The sequence below is a fragment of the Winogradskyella marina genome, from assembly GCF_015645385.1.
Taxonomy (GTDB): Bacteria; Bacteroidota; Bacteroidia; order Flavobacteriales; family Flavobacteriaceae; genus Winogradskyella; species Winogradskyella marina.
Genome location: NZ_JADOET010000001.1, coordinates 418,444 through 434,675, shown reverse-complemented (window position 1 = coordinate 434,675; position 16,232 = coordinate 418,444). Strand labels below are relative to the sequence as shown.

Sequence of the window (16,232 nt, the reverse complement as noted above, 5' to 3'; positions counted from 1 at the left end):
CTATAAATTTTGGGGTGATAAAAAAATTAAACGATTTTTTTGGTATATCAATAATTTCGTTTTGGCTTAAATGAGCTTAAAATGCTGTTTTTGTGAATTAATTTTATTGTTTTTCTGTTTTTGAAAACGTTTTAGCAATAAATTAGGTTTTTTGTTGAATAATACTCATTAGTTAATTATTAGAATTTGTTGTAATTATTGCAATATTTTCAATAAGAATGCACATTACTATCGATATGGGAAAAGTGTTTCAACTATTTTTATAATAAAATTTATGCTTATATATTAGAGGTGAAATAAGGTGTAAAAACCTTTTAATTTTATTGAAATATGATGAAGAAACAAGGGCTTTATTTGCCAGAGTTTGAGCACGAAAATTGTGGTGCTGGTTTTATATGTAACCTTAAGGGAGAAAAAACAAATCAAATTATACATGACGCTCTAGAAATTCTCGAAAAACTGGAGCATCGTGGAGGGGTGAGTTCTGATGGAAAAACAGGAGATGGTGCAGGCTTACTTATCGATATTCCGCATGCTTATTTTAAACGCGTTTGTGGTTTTAAAGTGCCTGTAAAAGGGAAATATGCGGTTGGAATGGTGTTCTTGCCTAAAAATATAAATCAATACAGGTTTTGTAAAGATACCTTCGAAAGAGAAATTATTGCGCAAGGTCTTTCTGTAATCGGGTGGAGAGAAGTGCCTGTAGATTCTACACAACTTGGAGAAATCGCCTTAGCATCAGAACCTAATATTGAGCAACTTTTTGTTGGGAAATCTAATGAGGTTTCAGAAGCGGATTTTAAGGCAAAACTTTATGCTGCTCGAAAAATTACAGAGCATACTGTAAGAGCCTCAAAAATGTCTCAAGCATCTTATTTTTACGTTTCAAGCTTATGTACAAACACGTTAATATATAAGGGTATAATTATGCCTGAAGATATCGGGCCATACTATAAAGATTTACAGGAAACCGATTTAGTGACGCGTTTGGCTTTAGTGCATCAGCGTTTTTCAACCAATACAATGCCTACTTGGGAATTGGCACAACCCTTCCGATTTATGTGTCAAAATGGTGAAATAAATACACTTCGTGGAAATGTAAGTCGAATGCGTGTACGTGAAGAAATCATGAAAAGTGACGTCTTTGGTCCTCAAATAGACAAATTATTTCCTATTATTTTACCTGGAAAATCTGACTCTGCGTCAATGGATATGGTTGTTGAATTATTAACGCATACAGGACGATCCTTACCAGAAGTTATGATGATGATGATTCCTGAAGCATGGGAAAAACATAAAACCATGTCACCAGAGCGTAAAGCATTTTACGATTACAATGCCTGTATAATGGAGCCATGGGATGGACCAGCATCTGTACCATTTACAGATGGAAATTATATTGGTGCATTATTAGATAGAAATGGATTGCGTCCTTCACGATATACTGTTACTAAAAGCGGTAAATTAATTATGTCTTCAGAAATTGGTGTGGTAGATATTGCACCAGATGATATTGAAAGTCATGGTCGTTTAGAACCTGGTAAAATGTTTTTAGTAGACATGAATCAAGGTCGAATTATCAATGACGAAGAAATTAAAAGTAAGATCGTTAAAGAAAGACCATACCAAGAATGGTTAGATAAAACAAGATTGCATCTTAAAGACATTCCATATACTGGAGAAACCTGTCCGATAGAAACCACAGATATAAAAACAAGACAACGTTTATTTAACTATACTTTTGAGGATATTCAAGACGTCATTACACCAATGGCTGTAAATTCTAAGGAAAGTTTAGGTTCTATGGGAACGGACACTCCTCTGGCAGTTTTGTCGAATAAACCACAATTAATTTCAAATTATTTTAAGCAGTTATTTGCTCAAGTTACTAATCCACCATTAGATGGTATTAGAGAAGAAATTGTAACTGATATTAGTTTGTCTTTAGGTAAGGATAGAAATATTTTCAGCATTACAGAACGTCAATGTAGAAAGTTAAAAATTCAAAATCCAGTAATATCTAATGACGATTTAGATAAAATTAGAAATCTTTCAATAGAAAGCTTCAAAGCCGAAACTATTGAAATATTATATCAAAAAGATAAAGGTCTAAATGGATTAGAAGATGCCTTAGATGCTATTATAGTTCAAATTGAAAAAGCTATAGACCGCAAAACAAATATTATCATTTTATCAGATAGAGGTGTTAATAAGGAGTTTGCTCCAATACCTTCATTGTTAGCTTGTTCTTATGTGAATCATCAAATGAATCGTCTACGTAAGCGTTCAAATTTCGATATTATTATTGAATCTGCAGAGCCACGAGAGCCGCATCATTTTGCGACATTATTTGGTTATGGTGCAAGTGCTGTAAATCCGTATATGGTAAACGAAATCATTAGAGCACAAGTAAAAGAAGGTTTTATTACAGGTATAGATGAGCAAAAAGCGGTTGATAATTTCAATAAGGCGATAGGAAAAGGCATCTTAAAAGTGATGAACAAAATTGGTATTTCAACACTACATTCTTATAGAGGTTCTCAAATATTCGAAATTGTTGGTTTTAACTCTCAATTTGTTGAAAAATATTTTCCATATACAGCCTCTAGAATTGAAGGTATTGGTTTGTATGAAATTGAAAAAGAAATTGCCAAACGCTATAAATATGCTTATCCAGACAATTTAATAGACAAACGTTTAGGTTTAAATATTGGAGGAGATTACCGATGGAGACGTAATGGTGAACGCCATTTGTTTAACCCAACAACCGTTGCTAAATTACAGCAAGCAGTTAGGTTGAGTGATCAGGCGAGCTATGATGTTTATGCAAAAGCGATAAATGAACAGTCCGAAAATTTAATGACCATTCGAGGGTTATTCGAATTTAATAATATAGATCCTATACCACTTGAAGAAGTAGAGCCTTGGACAGAAATCGTTAAACGATTCAAAACAGGTGCGATGTCTTATGGTTCAATTTCTCGTGAAGCACATGAAAATTTAGCCATCGCCATGAATAGAATTGGAGGGAAATCTAATTCTGGAGAAGGTGGAGAAGACCGAAGACGTTTTCAACCAGATGTGAATGGAGATAGCCGAAATTCAGCTATTAAACAAGTGGCTTCTGGCCGTTTTGGAGTCACGTCTCACTATTTAACCAATGCGAAGGAGATTCAAATTAAAATGGCTCAAGGTGCAAAACCAGGAGAAGGAGGACAATTACCAGGTGAAAAGGTTTTACCTTGGATTGCTTCAGCTAGAAACTCAACACCATTTGTGGGTTTAATTTCACCTCCACCACATCACGATATTTACTCAATTGAAGATTTGGCACAATTAATTTATGACTTAAAAAATGCCAATCGTGATGCGAGAGTTAATGTGAAACTTGTTTCAGAAGTTGGTGTTGGTACTATTGCAGCAGGTGTTGCCAAAGCAAAAGCAGATGTAGTGCTTATTGCTGGATATGATGGAGGAACAGGAGCCTCACCTTTAACATCATTAAAACATGCAGGTTTACCATGGGAACTTGGTTTAGCCGAAGCGCAACAAACCTTAGTACTTAACAAACTAAGAAGCAGAATTGTTGTAGAATGCGATGGACAATTAAAAACAGGTAGAGATGTGGCGATTGCAGCACTATTAGGTGCAGAAGAATTTGGGTTTGCGACAGCACCTTTAGTAGCTTCAGGTTGCATTATGATGCGAAAATGTCATTTAAATACTTGTCCAGTTGGTATCGCAACACAAGATAAAGAGTTGCGTAAAAACTTTAAAGGCACACCAGAACATGTTATTAACTTTTTCTACTATATAGCAGAAGAATTGAGAAGTATTATGGCTGAATTAGGGTTTAGGTCAATGAATGAAATGATTGGTCAAACGCATAAAATCAATGCAAGCAAAGCCATTAAACATTATAAAGCTAAAGGTTTAGATTTAACATCTATTTTACACAGACCTGCGGAATACAGACAGATGCCAGTTAAGAATTCTGAAAAGCAAGATCATAATTTAGACAATGTATTAGATTTTACAATTCTTAAAGATTCACATCGTGCTTTATATAGAAAAGAACAGATGACGCTTTCGTATCCAATAAAGAATACAAACCGAACAGTTGGTGCCATTGTAAGTAATGAGATCTCAAAAATTTACGGTCATTTAGGTTTACCTGAAGATACTATAAAAATCAATTTTACCGGTTCTGCTGGTCAAAGTTTTGGCGCTTTTGGTGCTCATGGATTAACGTTTAAACTAGAAGGAAATACCAATGACTATTTAGGAAAAGGATTATCTGGAGGAAAACTAATTATTAAAAAACCAGAACAGGCAGACTTTAAAGCAGAAGATAATATCATAGTTGGTAATGTTTGTTTATTTGGAGCTGTAGAAGGGCAAGCCTATATTAATGGCATTGCAGGAGAACGATTTGCGGTGAGAAACTCAGGAGCAACAGCAGTTGTAGAAGGAGTAGGTGATCATTGTTGTGAGTATATGACAGGTGGAAAAGTTGTGGTTCTAGGTAAAACAGGTCGAAATTTTGCCGCTGGAATGAGTGGCGGAATCGCTTATGTTTATGATCCGGAAAACAAATTTAAAACCGGCTTATGTAATACAGAAACGATAGAATTTGAAAAAATTCTAAAAGCAGATGCCAAAGATCTAAAAGGAATAATTCAAAAGCATGTAAAATACACAGATAGTGAATTAGGTAAATCGGTATTGGCCGATTGGGAAACAAGCTTAAAGAATTTTGTACGTGTAATGCCTACGGAATACAAACATGCTTTAAAACGTTTAGAGACAGAAGAGCAAATGGTTGAGGAATTAGAAACGGCATAGTTGTAGGTATAAATTATAAAACGATACCTGCAAGGTTTTTGAAACCTTACAGGATTAACACAAATAAAATAAGAAAGTATGGATAAGATTCCTGCTTTCACAGGAATATATGGGAAAAGTAACAGGTTTTAAAGAGTTCGAAAGAAAAGATGAAGCATACAAGCCAGTAAAGGAAAGGGTAAAGCATTATAATGAATTTACCAAACCTTTAAAGGAAAAGGACATGCAAGAACAGGGATCGAGATGTATGGATTGTGGTATTCCATTTTGTCATAGTGGTTGTCCATTAGGGAATTTAATTCCAGATTTTAACCACATGGTACATCAAGGAGAGTGGAGAAAGGCATCATGGATTTTACATTCAACAAATAATTTTCCTGAATTTACAGGTCGTTTATGTCCTGCACCTTGCGAGCAATCTTGTGTTTTAGGTATTATTGAAGATCCAGTTTCTATAGAAAATATTGAGAAAAATATTGTAGAACGTGCTTTTAAGGAAGGTTGGATAAAGCCACAACCACCAAAAACTAGAACAGGAAAAACCATTGCTGTTGTTGGTTCTGGTCCAGCTGGTTTAGCTACAGCGCAACAATTAAATAGAGCAGGTCACACCGTAACAGTTTTTGAGCGTGATGATGCTATTGGTGGATTGTTACGCTATGGCATTCCGAATTTTAAAATGGAAAAAGGTATTATAGATCGTCGTTTGGCCATTTTGGAAGCCGAAGGTATTGTGTTTAAAACCAATGTTAATGTTGGAGTTAATTATAAAGTTGAAGATCTTAAGGCCTTTGATGCTGTGGTACTTTGTGGAGGTGCAACGGAAAGAAGAAGCTTACCTACACCAGGTGTCGATGCAGATGGAGTAGTGCAAGCAATGGATTTTTTAACGCAACAAACCAAAGTTGTTTTTGGTCAGAAAATAAAAGACCAAGTTGTAGCAAAAGATAAAAATGTAATAGTTATTGGTGGTGGTGATACAGGTTCTGATTGTGTTGGTACCTCAAATCGTCAAGGAGCAAAGTCTGTAGTGAATTTTGAAATTATGCCAAAACCACCAGGACATCGTTCGCCAGCAACGCCATGGCCATATTGGCCGTTACAGTTAAAAACTTCTACGTCTCATAAAGAAGGTGTGGAGCGTAATTGGTTAATTAATACCAAGGAATTTGTCACAAATGCTAAAGGAAAGCTTACGGCTGTAAAGACGGTAAATGTAGAATGGGAAATGGTGCCAGGTGAACGTCCAAAATTAAAAGAAATTGCGGGTACAGAAAAAACATGGCCTTGTGATTTAGCGTTATTAGCACTTGGGTTTACAGGACCTGAAAGTACTATCGCAGATCAATTAGGATTAGAAAGAGATGTCCGTTCAAATTATAAAGCAGCCTATGGAGATTACCAAACTAATATCCCAAATATCTTTACAGCTGGAGATATGCGTAGAGGACAATCATTAATTGTTTGGGCAATATCTGAAGGGCGTGAAGCGGCTCGCCAAGTAGATATTTATTTAATGGGTAAATCAGATTTGGCAACTAAAAATCAAGATGGTGATTTAGTTAGCATTTCATAGCATGACTTTTTCTGCTACTATAAATTTCTAAGGGTATATCTATTTGTTAGGGTAGAATATAAAAGCATCTGGTAACAGATGCTTTTTTTATTGTTATACAGCAAGGTGAATATGTGTCAAACCTTGTAGGATTTTAAAAACTCAAAATTTGGATTTCTTAGGAAACTTCTCTCTGATTTTATCCAAACATAAATTATGAATACTACCAATATGAGAATGTTCTTTTCCTAAATCGGGTTGGTATGTTCCGCTTTGAACTTGACTTCCAATTTTCTGATAAGCTTCTCTAAAACTCATACCATCGACGACCAAATTATTAATACTATCGACCGTAAATAAGTATTGGTATTTCTCGTCGTTGAGGTCAATATCTTTAACGATGATTTGCTGAATAGAATAATTAAAGATGTCTAAAATGTCTTTTATATCTTCAAAGGCATTGATGATATTCTCTTTCAACAGTTGAAAATCCCTATGATAACCACTTGGTAAATTATTGGTGATTAATAACATTTCAGAATGTAAAGCTTGAATTTTATTGCACTTTCCTCGAATCAATTCAAACACATCAGGATTCTTTTTGTGTGGCATAATGCTACTTCCTGTGGTCAATTCATCTGGAAACGAAATAAATCCAAAATTCTGACTCATATACAAACAGATATCCATAGCGAATCGTGCCATGGTGTTGCATAATCCACCTAAAGCATTGGCGATAGCGCGTTCACTTTTTCCTCTACTTAATTGCGCAGCAACGACATTGTATTTTAAAGTCGAAAACCCTAATTCTTCAGTCGTAATACTTCTATCAATAGGAAATGAACTTCCGTAACCAGCAGCCGAACCTAAAACATTTTGATCTGTAATTTTAGAAACCGCATTTAAAACATAAACATCATCAATTAATAACTCTGCATAAGCAGAAAACCATAAGCCAAAAGACGATGGCATGGCGACTTGCAAATGTGTATAACCTGGTAAAAGCTTGGTTTTATAGGTTTCTGATAATTCTAAAAGTGTATCAAAAAACGTTTTAGTTTTGTCATTAATGATTTGAAGATTTTCTTTATAATATAATTGAAGAGCCACTAAAACTTGGTCATTCCTAGAACGCGCTGTGTGGATTTTCTTTCCAACATCGCCTAAGGTTTTTGTGAGTTCGTGTTCAATTTTAGAATGAACATCTTCAAATGATTCTTCAATGACGAATGTTCCATCGTCAATAGAATCTGCTAAGGTTTTTAAGCCTGATTTCAGTTGTTCTAATTCTTCCGAACTTATAATTCCGATGGATTCTAACATTATGGCATGCGCTCGCGATGCTTCAACATCATATTTTGCAATATGCATGTCAATTTCCCGATCGTTACCAACGGTAAATAATTCTATTTTTTTATCTATTGAATAGCCTTTGTCCCAGAGTTTCATCTCGTTCCTGCGAAAGCAGGAATCTCTGCTTTCTATTTTTAATTAAACTTCTTTTTTTTTAGTCTGAATTGAGACCTGCAAGGTTTTTAAAACCTGCTAGGTCATCAAAATCAAGACTGCTTACTTTTGCGTTAAAGTAGTCGTCTTGGATCTTGTCTCTTGATTCTTATGTTTTTTTTCTTACAATACCTTCTCTAACAATTTAATATATAAATCGACGCCTTCCTCAATTTCAGCCAAATAAATAAATTCATCAGCTGTATGCGAACGCGTACTATCGCCAGGTCCAAGTTTTAAGGATTGGCAAGTTAATGTTGCTTGGTCAGAAAGCGTTGGCGAACCGTACGTTTCTCGTCCTAGTGCGATTCCGGCTTTTACCAAGTCGTGGTCACTAGAAATTGACGATGAATTTAGGCGTAAACTTCTTGGAATAATACTCGTACATGGTGATTCTTTAGCTAAAATATCAGCAATTTCTTGATTCGAATAGTTGTCATTCACACGAACATCGACCACTAAATCCACTTCCGATGGTACAGCATTATGTTGTTTTCCTGCATTAATTTGAGTAACCGTCATTTTTACATCGCCTAAAACTGGTGACGTTTTTTCAAACTTATAATCTTGAAACCATTTTAAAACTTCGATACAGTTGTATATTGAATTGTCAGTATTTGGATGTGCTGCATGGCTTGCCGTTCCTTTAACTTTGGCATCAAAAACAACCAATCCTTTTTCAGCAATGGCTAAGTTCATTAGCGTAGGTTCACCAACAATGGCAACATCGATTTTTGGAATGATGGCCAACATACTATTCAGTCCATTTGGTCCACTGCTTTCTTCTTCTGCAGATGCGACGATGACCAAATTGTAATTCAGGTCTTCTTTATCGTAAAAATAAGTGAACGTCGCAATTAGAGAGACTAAACAACCACCAGCATCATTGCTTCCTAAACCGTATAATTTACCGTCTTCAACAATGGCTTTAAATGGGTCTTTGGTATAACCATTATTAGGTTTTACAGTGTCGTGATGTGAGTTTAATAACAAGGTTGGTTTGCTCTCATCAAAATGTTTGTTTGTTGACCAAATGTTATGATTATTCCTTTTAAATGGTACATTGTGTGTTGTAAACCAATTTTCAATAAGCAAAGCTGTGTTGTCTTCTTCTGAAGAAAAAGACTGTGTTTCTATTAATTGCTTTAATAAAGCAATAGCTTCTGTGGTTAGTTTTTCAATCATTTTGTAATGGTTGTGTGTTTGTTATTGGCATCAAAAAGCATCTTTGATTTTCCAATGCAAACTTTTTGAACGTTTTTATTTATAGCGTGAAAGCAGTTGTCTAATTTAGGTAACATACCTTCGAATATGATATTGTTTTCTTTTAGTGTTTTATAACTTTCTGTGTTGATGTTTTCTATTACAGAATCATCGTTTTCAACATTTTCAAGAACACCATTTTTTTCGAAACAATAATATAATTCTGTCTTGAAAATTGAAGTTAACCCAATCGCTAATTCTGAAGCAATCGTATCTGCGTTGGTGTTTAGTAATTGTCCGTTTTCATCGTGAGTTATAGCACAGAAAACTGGTGTAATATTATTATTAAGTAAAACTTCTAATGTTGCTGTATTGACTTTTTTCACATCACCAACAAATCCGTAATCGATAGTTTTTATTGGTCGTTTTTCTGAAATAATGGTATTGCCATCAGCACCAGAAAATCCAATGGCATTGCATTGACGAGCTTCAAGTTGTGCAACTATATTTTTGTTGATTTTTCCAGCATAGACCATAGTGATAATGTCTAGCGTTGCTGCATCAGTGATACGTCTGCCTTCCGTCATTTTTACAGGAACGTTCATTTGGTTGGCTAATTTGGTGGCTAATTTTCCTCCGCCATGAACCAAGACTTTTGGACCTTCTATGGTAGAGAAATCTTTGATGAATGACGATAGTGCCGCTTCATTATCTATGATGTTGCCACCTATTTTTATGACTTTTAGTGTTTTCATCTAGTGCCCGCGAAAGCGGGTATCTTTTTGTTATAGACCTGTCAGGTTTTTAAAACCTGACAGGTCTGAAATTATAATGTTTCCAAAATCTCTTTCAATACCACTTGCGCAGCATAAGTTCTATTATTAGCTTGATGAATAACCACAGATTGCTCACTATCCAAAACGGCATCTTCAACAATCACATTTCGTCTTACTGGTAAACAATGCATAAATTTTGCATGGCCTAATTTGGCTTTTGTCATCATCCAATTCTCATCTTGACTCAATACTTTTCCATAATCCCTGTAACTGCTCCAATTTTTTACATAAACAAAATCAGCATCTTTTAAGGCTTCTTCTTGATTGTGATTGACAACTGTATTTTTCGTGATTTCTTCACTTAATTCATAACCTTCAGGATGTGTAATGGTTAAATCTACCTCTAAATCCTGCATCATTTCTACAAACGAATTTGGAACCGCTTGTGGTAAGGCTTTAGGGTGTGGTGCCCAAGACAACACGACTTTTGGTTTTGCCTTTTCCGTGAGTTCAGTTACAGTAATGGCATCGGCTAAGGCTTGTAAAGGATGAGCTGTGGCAGATTCCATATTAACAATTGGAACTGTGGCGTATTTTTTAAAGTTATTGAGCACATATTCCGATTCGTCTTTGGCTTTATCTTGCAATGTTGGAAATGCTCTAACCGCAATCACATCGGCATATTGAGAAATTACTTGCGCGGCATCTTTAATGTGTTCCGATTTGTCCATGTTCATTATGGTGCCATCTTCAAATTCTAAATTCCATGCATCATTGACATTTAAAATCATGACATCCATGCCTAGGTTTTTTGCCGCTTTTTCAGTACTCAATCGTGTTCTTAAACTCGAATTGAAAAACAGCATGACTAAGGTTTTATGTTTTCCTAAATCTTGAAATTCAAAAGGATTCATTTTTAATAAAATGGCATTCTTTATGGTTTCTGAAAGGTTGGAAATATCTTTTATTTTGGTGTAATTTTTCATGTTCACTTCCCACGAAAGTGGGAATCTGTTTTAATTAAACTTAGCTCTAAACTTACAAGGTTTTTAAAACCTTGCAGGTTGCATCAAAAAACAAATCAATATGTTTTTTCTGAATCGTTAAAGGCGGAAGAATCCTGAGCAAATTAGGATTCTTTGCACTTCCTGTAAATATATGATGGTCGAAAATTAATTTTTTTCGTAATTCTGAAATTGGAAATTTAAACTCTAATCCTAGCATTAAACCTCGTCCTTTAATAGATTTTAAATTGGGTAAGGACTTCGCTTTCTCTTGAAAATAATCTGAGATATTTTTAGCATTTTTCATTAATTTTTCCTCTTCCAAAACGTCTAAAACTGATAGTGTCGCTGCACAAGCCAAATGATTACCACCAAACGTCGTACCTAACAAACCGTAAGAGGCTTTAATTGAAGGATGAATTAAAATCCCTCCAACCGGAAACCCATTGCCCATACCTTTTGCCATGGAAATAATATCTGGCGTTATATTATGTTTTTGGTAGGCAAAAAAGTCACCAGTTCTTCCAAATCCAGATTGTACTTCGTCTGCAATTAATGACGTGTTATATTGTTTGCAAAGTTTATCTAATCCTTGGTAGAATTCTGTGGTGCTTTGATCTAAACCACCAACACCTTGTATAAATTCGACAATAACAGCACAGGTTTCGTTCTGTTTCAATACGGTTTCAACAGCATCTAAATCGCCTAATTCTAAGAAATCTACTTCTTGTTGTGCGTTTATTGGTGCAACAATTTTTGGATTGTCAGTAGCGGCAACTGTAGCCGAAGTTCTGCCATGAAACGAGTTTTTAAAAGCTAATACTTTCTTTTTCCCATTATGAAATGACGCTAATTTTAAAGCGTTTTCATTGGCTTCTGCGCCAGAATTACATAAAAACAACTGATAATCTTTACAGCCAGACAATGCTTCCAATTTATCAGCTAATTTTACTTGTAACGGATTTTGAATCGCATTACTGTAAAAACCAAGTTTTTCAACTTGATTAGAAATTGCTGATACATATTTTGGGTGCGAATGGCCTATGGAAATCACAGCATGTCCACCATATAAATCTAAATATTCAACATTATTTTCATCGTAAACGTATAGATCTTTTGCGCTTACAGGTGTAATGTCGAAAAGTGGGTAAACATTGAATAAACTCATATCTGCTCTTTCTTAATGTTACTAATTTTATTAAACGATGCTACCATTCCTTGAATTAAAGATGAACTTAACCCTTTGTGTTCCATTTCGTTTAAGCCTTCAATGGTGCAACCTTTTGGTGTGGTCACACGATCAATTTCTTCTTCAGGATGATTGCCGTTGGTAATCAATAAACTCGCTGCGCCCTCACTTGTATACATGGCTAATTCTTGGGCTTCTTTAGCATCAAATCCTAATTGAATAGCAGCTTGTGTGGTAGCTCTAATCAGACGCATCCAAAAGGCGACTCCACTGGCACAAACTACTGTTGCGGCTTGCATTTGCGATTCCGGAATGGCTAGCGTATGGCCTAATCTATTAAAAATCGCTTCAGCAATTTTAATACGTTTTGTTCCTTTTTCATTACTACACATACAAGTCATGGATTTACCAACAGCAATCGCTGTGTTTGGCATGGCTCTTATAATGAATTGCTCAATGCCAACAATAGATTCAATTCTTGAAATTGAAAATCCTGTTATAGTTGAAATTAAAACATGCTTTTCCGTTAAATACGGCTTAATATTATTTAAGATTTGTTCAAAATGTGTCGGCTGAATAGCAAATATTAAAATATCGGATTGCTTAACGGCTTCAATATTGTCTGTTGTTAAAACGACGTTTTTATAACCTTCTAAATCTTGAATATCATTCAGGTTTCGTTTGGTTAAATAGAGCGTGGTTATGGCATTGTTAGTGATGAGTCCTTTGGCTATGGACTTCCCTAAGTTTCCTGTTCCTATGATTGCTATTTTCATCTTTAGTGACCGCGAAAGCGGTTATCTTATTAATTAAACTTTCTTGTTATTAAGACCTTTCGACTGCGCTCAAGGTAACAATTGATTATCCTGCGAGGTTTCTAATAACCTTGTAGGTATTGTGATTTGTTTCAGACCTGCTCGAGTGGATTTCTGCCTGTGCAGGAATGACAGCTATTTAAAAATAATTAGCCTTTAATTGCAATCCTTCAGTTTCATCAAATCCAAACATTAAATTCATGTTTTGAATCGCTTGACCTGATGCGCCTTTTAGTAAATTGTCGGTTATACTTGTTATTAATAATTTGTTCTGGTGTTTATGTAAATGTAAGATGCACTTATTAGTGTTTACGACTTGTTTTAAGTGAATGTCTTCATCTGAAATAAAAGTAAAAGCTGCATCTTTATAAAAATTGGAATACACTATTTTAGCGTCTTCAAGCGTGGCTTCAAACTTGGTGTAAAGTGTTGCAAAAATTCCTCTTGAAAAATTGCCTCGATTTGGCATAAAATTGATTTCAGAATTAAATTTTTCTTGCAACTGATTAACCGTTTGGTTGATTTCTCCTAAATGCTGATGTGTAAACGCTTTATAATGTGAAAAGTTATTATCTCGCCACGTAAAATGTGTGGTTGCAGATAAAGAGGTACCAGCTCCAGTTGCTCCAGTAACCGCATTGATATGAATATCGTCGTTTAATAAATTTGCTTTTGCTAGTGGTAATAATGCGAGTTGAATTGTAGTTGCAAAACAACCAGGATTAGCGATGTAGTTCGCTGTTTTGATTTCAGATTTATTTAATTCTGGTAAGCCGTAAATGAATGATTTACCTTCAAAATTAGAATCATCTGTTAACCTGAAATCATTACTCAGATCAATAATTTTGGTTTGGTCTGAAAAGGTGTTGTTTTCTAAAAAAGCTTTTGAATTTCCATGGCCTAAGCACAAGAAAAGTACATCTACTTCTGAGTTAATTTCACTTGAAAACTTTAAGTCTGTTGAGCCTAATAAATCTTGATGAACCTTGCTGACTTTGTTTCCAGCGTTTGATGTGCTGAATATAAAATCGATTTCAACTTTAGAGTGATGAATCAATAATCGTATTAATTCGCCTGCTGTGTAGCCTGCACCTCCAATGATTCCTACTTTTAATTTTTTCATATCTATTTCCCACGACAATGGGAATCTTTTTAATTCAAACCTAACTATTTACTTGTTGATAGATCTTATTCTGATTACCAAAAATTTTGATGAATCCTTTAGCTTCATCAGCTGTCCAGCCTTTATTTTCTTCTCCGTAACTTCCGAATTTAGCACTCATTAAATCGTGCTTCGATGAAATACCATCTAGAGAAAAATGATACGGTTTTAAGGTCACAAAAACATCACCTGAAACCTTGTCTTGACTACTTTGTAAAAAGGCTTCCATATCTCGCATTACAGGATCTAAATATTGCCCTTCATGCAAATGCATGCCATAGAAACTAGATAAATAATCTTTATGCTGTAACTGCCATTTGGTTAAGGTATGTTTTTCTAAAAGATGATGTGCTTTGATGATTATTAAAGCTGCTGCAGCTTCAAAACCAACACGTCCTTTGATGCCAACAATGGTGTCACCAACATGAATATCTCTGCCAATGGCATAAGTTGAAGCTAAATTATTTAAGACTTCAATATTAACTTCTGGATTATTTTTTATACCGTTTATAGCCACTAACTCACCTTGCGAAAATGTGAGAACTACTTTTTCAGGATCAGAATGTTTTAATTGCGAAGGGTAAGCCGAATCTGGTAATGGTTTTTCTGAAGTTAAGGTTTCTTCTCCACCAACACTTGTTCCCCAAAGTCCTTTGTTAATCGAATATTTAGCTTTGTTCCAAGACATGTCAATACCGTTTTCAACGAGGTAATCAATTTCTTGTTGTCTTGTTAATTTGCCGTCTCTAATCGGTGTAATGATTTCAATTTCTGGTGCTAAAGTTTGAAAAATCATATCGAAACGCACTTGGTCATTTCCTGCTCCTGTGCTTCCATGTGCAATATATTTTGCGTCGATACTTTTTGCATATTCAATGATTTCAATAGCTTGAATGATACGTTCTGCACTTACGGATAAAGGATATGTATTGTTTTTAAGCACATTTCCAAAGATTAAATACTTTATCACTTTATCGTAATACGACGCAATAGCATCAATATTTTTATATGTGGAAACGCCCATTTTGTAGGCATTACTTTCAATGGTTTTAATTTCTTCAGTTGTAAAACCTCCTGTGTTCACACTGACAGCATGGATGTCATATCCTGCTTTACTTAAACTTACGGCACAGTACGACGTGTCTAAACCTCCGCTATAAGCTATCACTAATTTTTTACTCATTTTTTATCTTTTTTAAGAAACATGTTCTGTTTAATAAGTTTCAATCTTGTCCATGTTTTATTATCATAGTCATGCTTTTTAGATTTTGTTGGCTTGGCTTTAGCCGGATCGTAAAGCATGCCTGTGCATAAACACATTTTCTGTTCTGTTCTGGTTAAAACATCAAAATTTTTGCATGTTTGGCAACCTTTCCAGAAAGACTGATCATCTGTTAGTTCTGAAAATGTTACGGGTTTATAGCCTAATTCGCTATTCATTTTCATTACGGCTAAACCTGTAGTGATACTAAAAACTTTAGAATCTGGAAACTTAGTTCTAGAATGTTCAAAAATTACTTTTTTAATTCTTTTGGCAAGCCCTAGATTTCTGAAATCTGGATGTACAATTAATCCGGAATTGGCGACAAACTTCCCATGACTCCAAGCTTCAATATAGCAGAAGCCAGCAAATTTATCGTCTTCTAATGCAATCACAGCATTACCGTTTTCCATTTTAGAAATGATGTATTCTGGCTGCCGTTTTGCAATACCAGTTCCTCTAACTTTTGCGGCTTCAGCTATGGTTTCGCAAATGAGTTCTGCGTATATACTATGTGATTTATCTGCAATGACAATTTTCATTGTGATTGATTTATTTAATTATAAAATTTTTTCAATGTTTGGAAAGAAGAACTGGACACACCAAAGTTCCTAAAATAGATCGCACCCTTAAGGGCGACGATTAGAAACACGGCGTAACATATGTCTGTTAGTAAATGAAATTACTAAAAATGAAACTAGAAAAAAATTGGATAAATTGTTCAATGTGAAAAAATTAAAATTGATTAACTAAATGGTTTTAAGTAGGTCCATTAGCGACGTCGCCTGTTTAATAACAAGCGTGTGGGTCTTTCAATTTTATTTCTTTGAATTAACATAGTGTAAATTTATAATTTTTATTTAGAAATTAACTTGTTATACCTTCTTTTTTGAAAGATTTATGAAATTCATAATTC

At 34.8% G+C, this 16,232-nt stretch carries 11 protein-coding genes; 2 read left to right on the top strand and 9 right to left on the bottom strand.

The window, feature by feature from the left end; translation table 11 throughout:
* Positions 1-333 precede the first annotated feature (333 nt).
* Both gltB and ITJ86_RS01865 read left to right on the top strand, forming a co-directional pair.
* Positions 334-4,845 (top strand): glutamate synthase large subunit, encoded by a 4,512-nt coding sequence (gltB, locus tag ITJ86_RS01870; RefSeq protein WP_195870163.1) that lies wholly within the window; start codon positions 334-336, stop codon positions 4,843-4,845.
* 109 nt (positions 4,846-4,954) lie between these two features.
* Positions 4,955-6,421 carry a glutamate synthase subunit beta gene (locus tag ITJ86_RS01865; RefSeq protein ID WP_195869901.1) on the top strand — a complete coding sequence of 489 codons (1,467 nt, stop codon included), beginning with the start codon at positions 4,955-4,957 and terminating at the stop codon, positions 6,419-6,421.
* A 141-nt stretch (positions 6,422-6,562) separates the two neighbouring features.
* Here ITJ86_RS01865 and argH read toward each other — a convergent pair whose 3' ends face one another.
* The 9 genes from argH to ITJ86_RS01820 all read right to left on the bottom strand — a co-directional run bounded on the left by argH (position 6,563) and on the right by ITJ86_RS01820 (position 15,858).
* Positions 6,563-7,849, bottom strand: a complete 1,287-nt coding sequence (argH, locus tag ITJ86_RS01860; RefSeq protein ID WP_195869900.1) for an argininosuccinate lyase — start codon at positions 7,847-7,849, stop codon at positions 6,563-6,565.
* Positions 7,850-8,029: 180 nt separating this feature from the next.
* The gene (locus ITJ86_RS01855; RefSeq protein WP_195869899.1) at positions 8,030-9,091 is read right to left on the bottom strand and encodes a M20 family metallo-hydrolase; all 1,062 of its coding nucleotides are present in this window, start codon (positions 9,089-9,091) and stop codon (positions 8,030-8,032) included.
* Positions 9,088-9,864, bottom strand: coding sequence for an acetylglutamate kinase (gene argB, locus ITJ86_RS01850; protein WP_195869898.1), 777 nt, complete (start codon positions 9,862-9,864; stop codon positions 9,088-9,090). Before argB ends, ITJ86_RS01855 begins: the two co-directional genes overlap by 4 nt.
* A 71-nt stretch (positions 9,865-9,935) precedes the next feature.
* A complete protein-coding gene (locus tag ITJ86_RS01845; protein ID WP_195869897.1) occupies positions 9,936-10,871 on the bottom strand; it encodes a Rossmann-fold NAD(P)-binding domain-containing protein in 936 nt (311 codons plus the stop codon).
* A 52-nt stretch (positions 10,872-10,923) separates the two neighbouring features.
* Positions 10,924-12,057: an aspartate aminotransferase family protein gene (locus ITJ86_RS01840; protein WP_195869896.1), complete on the bottom strand. Its 1,134-nt coding sequence runs from the start codon at positions 12,055-12,057 to the stop codon at positions 10,924-10,926.
* Positions 12,054-12,854: a pyrroline-5-carboxylate reductase gene (proC, locus tag ITJ86_RS01835; protein WP_195869895.1), complete on the bottom strand. Its 801-nt coding sequence runs from the start codon at positions 12,852-12,854 to the stop codon at positions 12,054-12,056. Before proC ends, ITJ86_RS01840 begins: the two co-directional genes overlap by 4 nt.
* Positions 12,855-13,032: 178 nt before the next feature.
* Positions 13,033-14,016 carry an N-acetyl-gamma-glutamyl-phosphate reductase gene (argC, locus tag ITJ86_RS01830; RefSeq protein ID WP_195869894.1) on the bottom strand — a complete coding sequence of 328 codons (984 nt, stop codon included), beginning with the start codon at positions 14,014-14,016 and terminating at the stop codon, positions 13,033-13,035.
* A 40-nt stretch (positions 14,017-14,056) separates the two neighbouring features.
* On the bottom strand, positions 14,057-15,238 hold the full coding sequence (locus tag ITJ86_RS01825; RefSeq protein ID WP_195869893.1) for an argininosuccinate synthase: 1,182 nt from the start codon (positions 15,236-15,238) through the stop codon (positions 14,057-14,059).
* Entirely contained in the window at positions 15,235-15,858 is a 624-nt protein-coding gene (locus tag ITJ86_RS01820) for a GNAT family N-acetyltransferase (RefSeq protein WP_195869892.1), read from the bottom strand. Before ITJ86_RS01820 ends, ITJ86_RS01825 begins: the two co-directional genes overlap by 4 nt.
* Between the last annotated feature and the right edge of the window lie 374 nt (positions 15,859-16,232).